The following is a 13,817-nucleotide window of genomic DNA, read 5'->3' on the forward strand; positions in this document are numbered from 1 at the left end:
CATCTCCTTATTTTTATTTTAATATAATCTTTTTATTTCCAATCTTAATTCACATAATATCTGCAAAATTAATTCTTTTCTATTTTATCTTTTAATTCCTTTATCATTTTATAAAGCTGCAGGAACTCTTCAGCATTATCTCTTGCAGTTATCGCCATAGACAGATGATCCTGCGAATGAACAAGAATTATGTTTACATCAACTCCATCCCCGTTACTTTCCCGCTGTATAAGTTCAGTCTGTACATGATGAGCCTCCCTCATCTCCTTATCAGCCTCCACTAAAAGTCTTTCAGCCTCTTCAAAATCAAATTCCCTCGCCGCTTCTATAGCCATCATTGATGAAGATTTAGAATTTCCTGCATTCATTATTACCTGAAATGCTATTTCGTATTTTTCATCATTCATCTCTTTCTCCTTTCATTTTTTCTTCTATATTTTTCAACATGTTTATAAGCTCATTATAGTCTCCTGTTTTTATCAGTTTTTCTATATTCTTTTTATTTAACAGAAATTTTGCAGTTATCTTATAGAAATACTTTAATTTCTTATCCTTTTTTTTCGAAACAGAAACTAAAAATATTACCTGAACTTCCTTTTTCTCCCATATAATCGGCTTTTTAAGTATTCCCACACATACAAATGTTTCCTCTGTAAGTGTCCTATCAGTATGAGGCATCGCTATTTTATTTCCAAATTCCGTTATTCCAAGTTTTTCCCTTTTTTTTACTGAAGACAGAAAGTTTTTGGGTATCTTTCTATATTTTTTTATGTGATTTACCATATATTCCAGAATTTTTTCCTTCGATTCCAAATCTATATCTTTTAAAAATAAATTTTCATCATAATATTTTAAGACATCCTCATCTTCCTCCAGAGTAAATATTTTCTTTATTTCCCTGATATTGCTCTCTTCCAGAAAATAATCCACTTCCTGAATAGGAACAGGAATTTTTATATTTATAGGTACCGTTGTAAGAACAAAGTCTATCTTACTGAAATCCATACTTTCCAGATCATATACACTGCAGGTTATCAGTTCTTTCAGATATTCTCCAAAGGCTTCCCTGTATGTATAGGCCAGAAGCTCTGCACTTCCTTTTCCTGATGAACAAACAAGAAGAACTGTTTTTCTATTTATATCCTTTTTCTGTCTTTCAATGGCCAGTGCCAGATTTATTGCTATATATCCTATTTCATCTTCTGACAGTTTTTTATTATAGTATTTATAAAATACTGTACTTGCATACTTTGCCATTGTATAGGCCAGACTGAATCTTTCCTTTATTTTATCAAGCATCGGATTTTTCATTTTCATATCAAATTTCATTCTTATTCTCAAAGGCATTAAATGCTGGGCAAGAGCCATACGTAATTCCAAATCTTTAGTAAAATCAAAATTAAAGGCTTCGTATATTTTCTTCAGCATTTCATTTACTATATTGCTTATTTCCTGTTCTATAATGAAATTTTTCTCATCAATCTTACTTCCTTTAAATAATTTTTTCCCTGCAAGATGAATTGCCATATATCCTACTTCTGAATCGGGAAATTTTATGTTAAATATTTTTTCCAGATTATGTGTACATTTTTCTGCTATTTGAAATTCTTTTTCACTTATATATTCTCTCAACTTTTTTTCCTCAACAGGAACATAACAGTTTTCTTTTATCCTTTTTAAAGCTATCTGAATATGTATAATTAAATTTTGAAAAGCTACATCTGATATATTAAATTTTTCTTTTTTTAATGTGTCCATTATTACTACTGCTATTTTTTTGAGTTCATTTTCATTTATTAAGTTCATATTTCCATTGGTTTTCATTTCTATGTAGTTTGCTATACAAAGACGGAAATCAAATTCTTCTCCTTCAGCTTTTATACCATAATAAGGTTTTCTTTTAAGTTCTATATTATAGCTACTAAATATCTTTTCCACCTCTTTTAAATCTTTAGACAATGTTTTAGGAGAAGTAAAAAGCATTTCACTTAATTTTTCCACCTTTATGTAGTTATCTGTGTTTATTAAATATTCTATAATATACTGTATTCTTTTTTCCGATGTATCAGGAAGAACCTTTCTCTTATTTGTTAAATCTAACTTTGAAAACAGTTCCCCATTAGTAATCTTTAGTATATATCCATATCCTGATTTAGAAACTATCTCACCTCCTGATTTAGTAAGCAAGTTATTCAAATCTTTTATTGTTGTTCTTACAGTTTTGCTACTAATATTCAGCTTTTTTGCCAGTTCTTCAGCAGTTATATATTTTTTTGCAGAAATTGATTTTAATAATATTTTTATACGATTATTCAAACTGACATCCCTCTTTTCTTTATCAATTTGATGTTGTAATATTTCTTTTGTATAATAATTTCTCATATCTTTATCTATAATAAGTATATCTTGAATTTAAAAAAACATCAATTACCACTTTTTCTACTTCAATGTGGTAACTAAGGTCATTTATAATTAATGAAAATCTTTTCGTTTCATTTTTTAGCAAAAAAAAACGTCAAATTTCTGACGCATTTTAATATTTATCCTTTTCTTTCTGATACTGCGATACTGTTTTTCAAGTCCATTTTTTGAATGCCCGATAAAAAGATGGAATTTCTGTATATCCGACTAGATAGACGATTTCTTCTATTGAAAGTTCATTTGATTCTAAATAATTGAAAGTCATTATTTTCTGAACATCTTTGACTAATTGATTAAAACTTGTATTTTCAGCCGACAAATTTCTTTGAAGAGTCCTTCCACTTATGCCAAATCCTTCGGCTATATTTTCCAGTTCAAAACGTCCGCCTTGTAACATTTACTGGAGATATTTCCTTACCAATTCCTTTATTCAATAAATTTATCAACATAAGCTGTTCATTCAAAACTGCAAAACGTGGCAATTCCTTTTTCCTTTGTTCAAAAAAATATTGTATTTGAACAATTTCTTCAAACTCTTAATACTATCTTCATCAGTCACATCCAAATATATCGGCTTGACTCCAAATTGCTTCAAATCCTCCATTTTTTCAGTTCTTCTAGCCGCACCATAAACTACATGCCCCTCTTTTGCCAAACTGTCCGCTGTCTAATATTCAATTCCGCCACTTGCTCCTGTCAATAAAATTACTTTTTTCATATTTTTAATTTTTCCTCTCTTTTCCTCATCATTTTTAAATTTTTATTTTTGTATTCTTCCTTTCAAGTAATTTTTCAACTCCCTTGTCAAAAAAAGTCCTGAACAGTTTCTTCATTCCCACAGGAGAACATCCTCCACGAATATATCCTGTTTCCTTCTCCAGCTCTGATAATGGCAATAAATCAATATTTTTCTCTTCACAATCCTTCGCCACTTTCTTCAAATCCAGGTGAGCCTCTCCATGAATCACACAAACATACAAATTCTTACTTTTTCCCTTTAACACAATAGTCTTGAAAACTCTATCTACCAATTCAGGCAACTTTTTTCAGCAACACCAAGCCCTCTGCTTTTATCTTCGCTCAACTCATAAGTATGAATAATGTGTGGAATCTTTTGTTTATCCAGCTGTCTTAATGCATTCGTTTTTGTAATTTTTTCTTTCTTATGTTTCATATTTCATTACCCCCATACTCGATTTTTTGTTATTTTTAGTAGTCTAGACTGCCATTACCTAATTTGAAGTAACCCTATCTTTCGTAGAATGTTTAGCATAACCCTAGTTCATGCTCAATTTTAGCTTCAAGCATAGTCTGAATAGTAACCAAAAGCGTATCCTTAATATCATTAGTATCCTTAAATACCGTAATTCTCAATTAATGTTTTAAAAATTTCGTTTTCAATTTTCTTTTTAACCATAACAAAAACCTCCAAATACTATATAGTTATTTTACCATATATTATTTAGAGGTTTACACAAAATTTATTACACACCCTCACTTTTATTCTAAACTTACAACCTGTTTCCTAAAAAATTCAATTTAAATCTCCTAATCTCTTGATCTGCTTCTTTCATCTTCCGATTATTTTCATGAATTTTTCCATTTTCATCCACATATCTTACAATTTTTCCATTAGAATCAAAATAATATCTTGTTTCATAAATTCCAAGAACTTTAGGATTATCTGTCCATATAACATGTTCTGTAGATGTTAATTTACTATATATAAAGTAAACTCTATTATTTTTAATATAATATTCCCTGTATTCATTTCCTGTTTCAAAATAAAGGTGACTCACTATTTTTTTTAGTATATTCCCTTTATAGTAATAGCTGACTTCTCCTACAGGTCCATCGTCTACTTCTTCTTTTCGTACTACCAATTTCTCTTTATCTGTTCTATCCTTTTCATTCCTTATTTCCTGTACTACGGAATTTACCTTAGCTGCTGCATTCACAGCAATATTACATGAAAAAAGACATAACATAAGCAATACAAAATTCATTATTTTTTTCATAACAGAACATCTCCTTTTTATTTAAATATTGAACATCATCAACCAATTTACAATTACCTTTTATTCGCTACTCTTCTTCAGGATAGATCATTCCCCATTCCTTACGTAATTTTGTCATAATATCCATAACATCTATCGTATATTCCAGTTTCATTTTGTTAATTCCTGTTTTTACAGACTCTTCCATGTTCTGAAGTTCATACTGAAGTGCATTTGATGTCATCCCTGCTGTAATTTCCTCAACTTCACCAGTTTCAGTATAAATTATTTTAGCCTTATCAGCTCTTGGATATTCGGTAATTTCAATATATGCTTTCTCACATGCAATTACAACTCTTTTTGGCTGTTTTGAATGAAGTGTAAGTGCTATCGTTGACATCTGCTGTTCCTTATTCATCATAATTATACCTACCTGTTCATCCACTCCTGTTGGTGCATATTTCACCTGTGAAAGCACATTATCAGGTTTTGAAGTCATAAACAGCCTTGTAAGGAAATGGCATAAACTCCTATATCAAGCAATGCTCCTCCTGCTAGATTTCTGTTGAAAAATCTATTATTCATGTCATATTCCTTATAACTTCCAAAATTAACCTGTATCATTTTAACATCCCCAAGTTTATCTGAGTTTACAATTTCTGAAAGTACAGTATAAAGTGGCATATTGAAAATTGTCATTGCTTCTCCGAGAATAAGATTTTTTTTCCTTTGCAATTTTTACTGCTTCTTCAAGTTCTTTACTATTTAATGTAATTGATTTTTCACATAGTACGTGCTTCCCATTTTTAAGTGCTTCAATCATAAATTTTATATGTGTGTTATGAGGAGTTGTAATGTAGATTATATCAGTTTCTTTGTCTGTAAACATATCTTCTATTTTGTCATAAACTTTTTGAACTCCATATTTTTTGGCGAATTCCACAGCCTTTCCATGTGTTCTGTTTGCTACTGCATAAAGTTTCTTCCCCATTTTTTCAAGTGCCTGTGCCATCTCATTTGCAATTACGCCAGTTCCCAGCACAGCCCATTTTAATTCTTTTTCTATCTTTTCTCCCATAGTTAGCCTCCTCATTCAAATTTATTATTTCACCTCAATTATATCATGTATTTGTACATTTCCTACTTCTACTTTGTTTTTTACAAGCTGATTGTAATATTTTCTATTTGACATTCAATATAATTTATCACTTTTGAAACGAAAAGCCTTTCGTTCCATTTTACGTTTCATTTTGAAATGAAAAAAATAATTTTGGTTTATTTTTTCAACTGATATTTTACTGAACGTCCTTTTCCTACCTGCTCAACAATGCTTTTCTCAATTAAACCATTTATCGATCTTATGACTTTTGATTTGTTATATCCACTTAATTCTTCGATTTCTTTCCTACTTAATTTTTCATACTTTTTAAGAATTTCAAAGACTTTTACTTCTCCATTAACTAAATTACTTAGAACTGTTTCAATTATCGGCAAAGTTATCCTTATACTATTTTCATATATCTCAAAAGACGGTTTTACAGAATTTTCCCTGTATTCATATTTTATTCTTTTTATTCCTGTTCCAAATTTTTCTATTATTCCTAGTCTATAAAAAATATTTGCTATTATGGGATTTCTTAAAACTGAAACATATCCTCTCATATATTCATCTTCAGACATTCCTGAAGGTAAACTTCCTGGCGATATAATCTCAATTTTATCATTTGACATTACTATTTTTATATTTGCATTTATATCCCATAATCTATGGACTATTGCATTTGCAACAGATTCCCTGAAAGCTTCTTTTGAAATTTTTTCTTTTTTTATACGTTCAGCTCCTACTATTTCTTCATACTCATAATATCTTTCAAATGTGCTGATTGCTTCAAAATATTGTTCAAGTATGGATTTTCTTTCAATGTTTTCCCTAAATAGTATTTTATTTATATTTTCACCTAAAACCACTATATCAATTCCAGAAAATTTTCTATTATTATTATCCGCAAAAAGTTCAGCAGCTATATTAAATTTTCTATTTTTATACAAATTCAGAGTTTTTAATATGTCTAAATTTAATTCTTTTATCCCTACTATTTCCTTCATTTTTTTTTCTAAAAATGTAAATTCTAATTTTTCATTTTCTACTTCAATTGCTTCATAATCTAAATTACTTCCTTGTAATATCAATCTGTTCAATTCAACTGTGTCTACTTCAATTGTCGATGTGTCATTTCTTTTGTAGACTTTGCCATTGTAATAATATGGTGGAAAATCTCCTTTTTTCACATTTAAAACTATACAACTTTTTCCATCTATTTTTTCAACATCCAATGTATATTCTGGCTTAGGTTTTATACTGTCATTAATGGTATTTTCTATATTAAGTTTATTTTCCATTATCTTTTCTATTCCTATAACTTCTCCATTATCATTTATTCCAAAAATTATTTTCCCACTTTCATAATTAAAATAAGCAGAAACTGTTTTCAAATAACTTTTTGTTATTTTTTTCTTAAACTCTATCTTTTTACTTTCTTTTCTCATTTGAACCCTCCATTCTTTTAAATAAAAAAATATATATAATTCCTTTAAAATAGCCCTTTTATAAATTAATTATACTTCATTTTTATCATTTTTGCAACGAAAAGGTTTTCGTTCCATTTTGCGTTTCATTTTGCAACGAAAAATAGTTTTCTGAATTATTAAAACAATTGTAATTGTAACAAAAAATACGCCTAATTTCTGACGTATTTCAATTTTTATTTTTTCTCTTTCTGATACTGCGATACTGTTTTCCCTGTCCATTTTTTAAATGCCCGATAAAAGGAAGAAGTTTCAGTATATCCTACTAGATAGGCTATTTCATCTATTGAAAGTTCCTTTGCTTCCAAATAGTTGAAGGTCATTATTTTTTGAATATCTTTTACCATCTGATTGAAACTGGTATTTTCTGCTGCCAGATTTCTTTGAAGAGTCCTTCCACTTATCCCAAACTCTTCTGCTACATTTTCAAGTCCAAACTGTCCACTCGGAATAAGCTGAAAAAGTTTTTTCTGAACTCTGCTTGCAAAAGTTTCAAATGTCTCACTTTCCATTTCTGCCAGTTTCTGTTTCAATTGCGGTTCCAAATATTCCATCATTATATTATTTGCTGTCAAAAATGGCTTTTTCAAATCTTTCATGCTGAAAATGACTTCATTTTGCTTTGCTTTATTTATCGTAGCATTTATCTCTTTTGTCAATAATTCACCATACTCAAAAGGACTTGTAACACTTACTGGAGATATTTCCTTACCAATTCCTTTATTCAATAAATTTATCAACATAAGTTGTTCATTCAAAACTGCAAAACGTGGTAATTCCTTTTCCCTTTGTTCAAAAAAATACTGCACTTGAACAATTTCTTCAAACTCTTTAATTTCCAAAAAAACAGGCCCTATTAATTTCTTGTATTTTGCCAATCTTTTTAAGCCTTCAAGTCCATTTTTTGAAGAAAGTGCTGCAAAAAATGATGGAATAAACACATTCAAGTTATCAATATTGCTAATTGCTGAAATTTGCTCATCAGTAATAACTTCATCAATTTTTTTCAAAAATAAATAATATTCCTCAGTAGAAAGCTGAATTTCTTCTTTCCATAAAATATTTGGTATTCCCGCTTGTTCAAGAATATTTTCAATTGATAATCCAATACTCTTCAAAAAATCCTGAAACTGCTTTGGCATAGTTATTTTCATATTTTCTCCATTTTTCCAAAGTTTTTTTATCTCAAATTTTCCATTTTCCCAAAATTAATTTCTTCTTATATAAGTTTCTCAGAAAAATTCAATTTTCAATTATTTTTTTACCTATTTCGAAGCACTTTTCATAATTTTGTCAAAAACTCTTGCTGGAAGAATAGTATGTAAAAATACAAGAGGTTTTGCCATAAAGCCTATTAAATATCTTGCTTTAGGACGATTACTGTTTACTGCTTTTGAAATTGCTTTTGTAATAACAATTGGGTTAGAAAGCATATTTCCCGAATATTGCTTTTTCATTCCTTCCGCTGTCTTCAATGCTTCTTTTTCATATGCTCCACCTTTTGCAGAATTTGCCAGTTTATCTGCAGCAATAATTCCCCAGTCAGTTTTTATTCCACCTGGCTCAATAAGCGAAACATCTATTCCAAAATCAGTCACTTCCATACGCAACGCATCACTGAATGCCTCAAGTGCATATTTAGTCGCATGGTACCACCCACCAAAATAACTTGTCAATCTTCCTCCCATCGAAGAAATATTTATAATTCTACCTGGTTTTTGCTTTCTCATATGCGGAAGCACTAATTGAACCAATCTCGCCAATCCAAATAAATTAACCTCAAACTGCATTTTTGCTTCACTTATTTCAACATCTTCTATCGCACCATAAGAACCATATCCCGCATTATTTATCAAAACATCTATACGACCTTCATTTCCAATTATTGTATCAATTGCACTTTTAATACTTTCCTCATCAGTCACATCTAAATGTATAGGTTTAACTCAAAACTGTTTTAAAGTCTCCATTTTCTCAGTTCTTCTAGCTGCACCATAAACCACATGCCCCTCTTTTGTCAAACTTTCCGCTGTTTGATATCCAATTCCACTGCTTGCTCCTGTCAATAAAATTACTTTTTTCATATTTTTAATTTTCCTCTCTTTTCCTTATCATTTTTAAATTTTTATTTTCATTTTTGTTTTCCACATAAATTAGTTTATCAAAGATTAAAATCATTTTCAATGATAAAAAGCGACATTCGGTTAGCAATTTATGACAATTTTTGTTTTTGTATTCTTCCTTTTAAGTAATTTTTCTTTTGTAATTATTAAAAACTAACTCAAAAATTATATTTCTTCCATCGTCAAATCCACAACATTCCCTTTCACCACTTCAACCAGTTTTTCTGTTTCCACTTCCATCTGTAATCCTCGTCTACCAGCTGAAACCATTATTTTATCAAATTTTTCAACTTTCTTGTCAAAAAAAGTCTCAAACAACTTTTTCATTCCCACAGGAGAACATCCTCCACGAATATATCCTGTTTCCTTCTCCAATTCTGATAATGGCAATAAATCAATATTTTTCTCTCCACAAGCCTTCGCCACTTTCTTTAAATCAAGATGAGCCTCTCCATGAATCACACAAACATACAAATTCTTACTTTTTCCCTTTAACACAATTGTCTTAAAAACTCTCTCCGCCAATTCAGGTAATTTTTCCGCAACACCAAGCCCTCCGCTTTTATCCTCACTCCACTCATAAGTATGAATAATATATGGAATCTTCTGTTTATCTAGCTGTCTTAAAGCATTTGTCTTTACAATTTTTTCTTTTTTATGTTTCATTTTTATACCCCCATAATCGTATTCTTCGTTATTTTCAGTATATCAAATTAATATTTTTCAGTCAATAAAAAAACAAGAAGTTAAATTAAATCCCTTATTTCTAAAAACATTTTAATATTAAACTCCATTTAAATAAAGAGGAATAAAATTATAAAAGTCCTTACGTTGGATACTTAATGATTAAATTTAATTAAAGGGCATTTTAATAGTTAATAGACAAATATAATAGCATAATCTTGTAAAAAATGAGTTTAATTTTTTGATTTTCATTGTTTAAACAGGAAATAGTATAAATTATAAGATTTAAATGATATAATAGAATATATAAATTGCAAAATAATATTAGGAAAAGAGGTAAAATTATGTTGAAGGGACGTTCATTTTTGAAACTGCTGGACTTTACAACGGAGGAATTGCAATATTTACTGGATTTGGCAAAGAAATTGAAGGAGGATAAAAAAAATAAAACTGAAAAGAAAAAATTAGTTGGAAAAAATATTGCACTAATTTTTGAAAAAACTTCGACACGGACTAGATGTGCATTTGAGGTGGCGGCTTATGATCAGGGTGCGAATGTTACTTATATTGGGCCTTCTACTTCACAAATGAATAATAAGGAATCTATTGAAGACACTGCAAAGGTTTTGGGAAGATTTTATGACGGGATTGAATATCGGGGATACGGGCAGAATTTGGTTGAAGCATTGGCAAAGCATTCTCGTGTGCCTGTTTGGAACGGGCTTACGACTGAGTTTCATCCTACACAGGTTTTAGCGGATTTTTTGACAATTTTAGAAAAAAAGGGAACTTTAAAGGGAATTAAATTTTCATACCTTGGGGATGGAAAAAACAATATGGCAAATTCACTTATGATTGGGGCAGCAAAATTTGGAATGGATTTTACGATTGTTGCTCCGAAAGAATATTTTCCAGATAAGGAATTGGCTGAAACTGCCTTGAAATTGGCTGAGGAAAATGGAGGGCGTATTTCATTTACAGATGACAGAATTGCCGGCGTAAAAGATGCGGATGTGATTTATACGGATGTATGGGTGTCAATGGGAGAATCATCCGATGTATGGAAGGAGAGAATAAACAGGCTTTCATATTATCAGGTAAATAACGAGCTTGTAAAACATGCAAAGGATGATTATTTATTTATGCACTGTCTGCCTGCATTTCACGACTTAAATACAAAAGTTGCGAAGGAAATTGAACAGAAGTATGGAATTAAGGAAATGGAAGTTACTGATGAAGTGTTCAGAAGCAAAAATTCCGTGGTGTTTGATGAGGCTGAAAATAGGATGCATACGATAAAGGCAGTTATGGTGGCAACTCTAGGCGAAAAATAGGAAAAATTGAGAAATTGGAAAAAATTAAGAATAATGTATTGAAAATTTAGAAAAAATGTACTAAAATGATATTGAAGATTTAACATTCAGAAAGGAGATATTGGTGAAATCAATTATAAAAAAAATATCATTATTAGCAATTACAGTTTTAACAGCGGCGTCATTAAATGCTTCCAGTATTATAATGGGAAATAACCGCAATGCAGCAAAAGTTAATAATCAGAAAATAACAAAAAGCAGGGAACTAAGAGGAGTCTGGGTAGCAAGTGTAAGCAACATCGACTGGCCATCCAAGAAAGGGCTTAGCGTAGAACAGCAAAAAAGAGAATTTTTGACAATTCTTGACAATGTAAAAAAATGGAATATGAATGCAGTATTTGTACAAATCAAGCCAACAGCAGATGCCTTTTATCCATCAAAATACTCACCCTGGTCTGAATATTTAACTGGAACACAAGGAGTAAATCCAGGATACGATCCATTAAAGTTCATGGTGGAAGAAGCACACAAAAGAGGAATCGAATTTCACGCATGGTTTAATCCATACAGACTTTCAGTATCCAGTTCAAGAGATAAATTATCAAAAGACAACATCGGACGTAAAAAACCTGAATGGACAGTGGCTTACGGAGGACAATTATACTTAAATCCAGGAATTCCCGAAGTAAATGATTATGTTGTAAACAGTATTGTTGAAGTTGTAAAAAACTATGATGTTGACGGTGTCCATATGGATGATTATTTTTACCCATACAAAGTTAAAAATCAGGAATATCCAGATTCTGCACAGTACCAGAAATATGGAAGCAAATTTTCATCAGTTGGTGACTGGAGAAGGGATAATGTAAACAAATTAGTTGAAAAATTGCATAAATCCATAAAAAAAGAAAATGTAAATGTAGAATTTGGAATAAGTCCATTTGGAGTATGGAGAAACGCCTCTACTGATCCATCAAGAGGTTCTGCAACAAGAGCGGGAGTCCAAAACTATGATGACTTATATGCAGACATTCTATTATGGATGAATAAAGGCTGGATAGATTATGTGGCACCACAAATTTACTGGAATCAAGGGCATAAATCCGCTGAGTACAATACCCTTGTAAAATGGTGGAGCAAATATGCAGGACAGACACAGACAGACTTATACATTGGACAAGCCGCATACAAGGTTAATGATTGGCAAAATGCAAAAGAATTAATAAATCAGGTAAATTTCAACAGAAATTATCCAGAAGTAAAAGGAAGCATCTTCTTTAGCTACAAATCATTATTAACAAACCCTAAAAATGCGACAAACAGCTTGGCACAAGGGCCTTATTCCAATAATGGCAATTTTTAGTTTCTAAATTTAGAAAAATTTAGAATTTTAAGAGAACTAAAAAAATTAAAAAAATTAAAAAAATCAGTATTATTAAAGTTATTATGACTTAGATAGTGCTGATTTTTTTGTAAAAAAAATTAAAATATATAAAAAGTGATATAAATAACTTGCTGTTTTTGTATAAAAATATGCAAAAATTCTTTTAAATAAAGACTTTCCCTTGATGTTAATAAAATTTGCAAAATGAATTTAATTGGAGTATAATAAGCATATGTAACAAAGAATATTAAATCTTTACTCAAAGTTGGGAGAAAGGAGGGAGATAATGAAAAATAAAATTTTGAAATCTTTAGGATTTCTATTTCTTATGATGGTTATTGTAAATGTGATTTTATCAATTATTTCGACGTTTTTACCAGTGAAATTTGAGTCACCGAGTTCAGTCGTGGAAGCACCACATTATTTTAATTTTGTTCTGGGGAACTTTAAATTTTCACTTAGCCAGACAGTCCTTGATACGTGGGCAATTATGCTTATAATCATATTTATTGTAAGAGCTGGGACAAAGAATATAAGTGTGGAAAAACCTGGCAAAATGCAAATTGTTATGGAAGAATACTATCATTTTATTGAAAATACCTTTTTGACTACTTTTGGAAAACATAAAAAAACTTATATACCATTTTTTGCGGCATTATTTGCATTTATAATGTTTTCAAATTTAAGCACTTTCCTATTCCCGTTCATTATGATGGCAGTCAAAGAAAATGGCATTAGAACGGTAAAACCATTTTTTAGAACGCCAACAGCGGATCCAAATACTACAATTGGGCTATCACTCGTGGTGATTGTCGTCTTCTTGGCAGTTTCTATAAAGCAGCATGGTTTAAAAGGATACATAAAATCATTGTTTGAACCAATGTGGTTTATGTTTCCGTTAAACGTCGTAGATATTTTTTCAAAAGTGCTGAACACTTCAATGCGGTTATTTGGGAATATGCTCGCAGGACTTGTAATTGTCGGGTTGCTATATAGCCTTGTTGGGCGTGGACTGTTACAGTCAATGACAAATAATATGCTGAAGGGAAGTTTTTCATTTTCAGTCGGATGGCCGATGATTATACAGCTTTATCTGGATTTATTCATTGGAATAGTACAGGCGTTCGTATTTACAATACTATCATCAGTTTATATCGGTGAAGCGTTAGGCGAAGAAGAATAAAAAATAAACTTGTAGTTCTTTTATATGTTCAAAGTCATTAAAATTAATGGATTTTGCATAAATAAGAGAATTATAAAAAATATAATTTTTAAAACAAAAAAACAAAAATAAATTTAATAAAAATTA

The 13,817-nt window shown here is 30.3% G+C and carries 16 protein-coding genes and 1 pseudogene; 3 read left to right on the top strand and 14 right to left on the bottom strand.

Annotated elements, in window-relative coordinates; genetic code table 11:
- Positions 1 to 68: 68 nt before the first annotated feature.
- The 14 genes and pseudogenes from K324_RS0112975 to ybaK all read right to left on the bottom strand — a co-directional run bounded on the left by K324_RS0112975 (position 69) and on the right by ybaK (position 9,793).
- Positions 69 to 407, bottom strand: a complete 339-nt coding sequence (locus tag K324_RS0112975; RefSeq protein ID WP_026749510.1) for a PTS lactose/cellobiose transporter subunit IIA — start codon at positions 405 to 407, stop codon at positions 69 to 71.
- Positions 400 to 2,316, bottom strand: a complete 1,917-nt coding sequence (locus K324_RS0112980; protein ID WP_026749511.1) for a BglG family transcription antiterminator — start codon at positions 2,314 to 2,316, stop codon at positions 400 to 402. The genes K324_RS0112975 and K324_RS0112980 overlap by 8 nt, the downstream gene beginning before the upstream one ends.
- A 259-nt stretch (positions 2,317 to 2,575) precedes the next feature.
- Positions 2,576 to 2,818 carry a helix-turn-helix domain-containing protein gene (locus K324_RS16450; protein ID WP_026749512.1) on the bottom strand — a complete coding sequence of 81 codons (243 nt, stop codon included), beginning with the start codon at positions 2,816 to 2,818 and terminating at the stop codon, positions 2,576 to 2,578.
- A 63-nt stretch (positions 2,819 to 2,881) separates the two neighbouring features.
- Positions 2,882 to 3,076 carry a hypothetical protein gene (locus tag K324_RS16255; RefSeq protein ID WP_026749513.1) on the bottom strand — a complete coding sequence of 65 codons (195 nt, stop codon included), beginning with the start codon at positions 3,074 to 3,076 and terminating at the stop codon, positions 2,882 to 2,884.
- 97 nt (positions 3,077 to 3,173) lie between these two features.
- Positions 3,174 to 3,461: a YbaK/EbsC family protein gene (locus K324_RS16455; protein ID WP_232056031.1), complete on the bottom strand. Its 288-nt coding sequence runs from the start codon at positions 3,459 to 3,461 to the stop codon at positions 3,174 to 3,176.
- The gene (locus K324_RS16460; RefSeq protein WP_232056030.1) at positions 3,446 to 3,595 is read right to left on the bottom strand and encodes a YbaK/EbsC family protein; all 150 of its coding nucleotides are present in this window, start codon (positions 3,593 to 3,595) and stop codon (positions 3,446 to 3,448) included. The genes K324_RS16455 and K324_RS16460 overlap by 16 nt, the downstream gene beginning before the upstream one ends.
- 337 nt (positions 3,596 to 3,932) lie before the next feature.
- Positions 3,933 to 4,439, bottom strand: a complete 507-nt coding sequence (locus tag K324_RS15315; protein WP_051354476.1) for a hypothetical protein — start codon at positions 4,437 to 4,439, stop codon at positions 3,933 to 3,935.
- 67 nt (positions 4,440 to 4,506) lie between these two features.
- Positions 4,507 to 4,917, bottom strand: coding sequence for a hypothetical protein (locus K324_RS16465; protein ID WP_232056028.1), 411 nt, complete (start codon positions 4,915 to 4,917; stop codon positions 4,507 to 4,509).
- Positions 4,914 to 5,042, bottom strand: a complete 129-nt coding sequence (locus K324_RS16565; protein ID WP_269473193.1) for a hypothetical protein — start codon at positions 5,040 to 5,042, stop codon at positions 4,914 to 4,916. The genes K324_RS16465 and K324_RS16565 overlap by 4 nt, the downstream gene beginning before the upstream one ends.
- Positions 5,043 to 5,058: 16 nt before the next feature.
- Positions 5,059 to 5,496: a Gfo/Idh/MocA family protein gene (locus K324_RS16470; protein WP_232056026.1), complete on the bottom strand. Its 438-nt coding sequence runs from the start codon at positions 5,494 to 5,496 to the stop codon at positions 5,059 to 5,061.
- Between the two features lie 197 nt (positions 5,497 to 5,693).
- Positions 5,694 to 6,965, bottom strand: coding sequence for an RNA-binding domain-containing protein (locus K324_RS0113010; RefSeq protein WP_026749514.1), 1,272 nt, complete (start codon positions 6,963 to 6,965; stop codon positions 5,694 to 5,696).
- Positions 6,966 to 7,180: 215 nt separating this feature from the next.
- Complete coding sequence (locus K324_RS0113015; RefSeq protein ID WP_026749515.1) at positions 7,181 to 8,158, bottom strand: helix-turn-helix domain-containing protein; 978 nt, start codon at positions 8,156 to 8,158, stop codon at positions 7,181 to 7,183.
- A gap of 111 nt (positions 8,159 to 8,269) precedes the next feature.
- A pseudogene (locus K324_RS15000) lies at positions 8,270 to 9,088 on the bottom strand (oxidoreductase).
- A gap of 204 nt (positions 9,089 to 9,292) precedes the next feature.
- Positions 9,293 to 9,793 carry a Cys-tRNA(Pro) deacylase gene (ybaK, locus tag K324_RS0113025; protein WP_026749516.1) on the bottom strand — a complete coding sequence of 167 codons (501 nt, stop codon included), beginning with the start codon at positions 9,791 to 9,793 and terminating at the stop codon, positions 9,293 to 9,295.
- 362 nt (positions 9,794 to 10,155) lie between these two features.
- On the opposite strand from ybaK, the gene argF reads away from it, so the two are divergent.
- From argF to atpB, 3 genes are all read left to right on the top strand, one after another.
- Complete coding sequence (argF, locus tag K324_RS0113030) at positions 10,156 to 11,145, top strand: ornithine carbamoyltransferase (RefSeq protein ID WP_026749517.1); 990 nt, start codon at positions 10,156 to 10,158, stop codon at positions 11,143 to 11,145.
- A gap of 103 nt (positions 11,146 to 11,248) precedes the next feature.
- The gene (locus tag K324_RS0113035) at positions 11,249 to 12,487 is read left to right on the top strand and encodes a glycoside hydrolase family 10-like protein (protein ID WP_026749518.1); all 1,239 of its coding nucleotides are present in this window, start codon (positions 11,249 to 11,251) and stop codon (positions 12,485 to 12,487) included.
- 307 nt (positions 12,488 to 12,794) lie between these two features.
- Complete coding sequence (gene atpB, locus K324_RS0113040) at positions 12,795 to 13,691, top strand: F0F1 ATP synthase subunit A (RefSeq protein WP_026749519.1); 897 nt, start codon at positions 12,795 to 12,797, stop codon at positions 13,689 to 13,691.
- The last annotated feature ends 126 nt before the right edge of the window (positions 13,692 to 13,817 follow it).

Source organism: Leptotrichia trevisanii DSM 22070 (genome assembly GCF_000482505.1).
GTDB classification, from domain to species: domain Bacteria; phylum Fusobacteriota; class Fusobacteriia; order Fusobacteriales; family Leptotrichiaceae; genus Leptotrichia; species Leptotrichia trevisanii.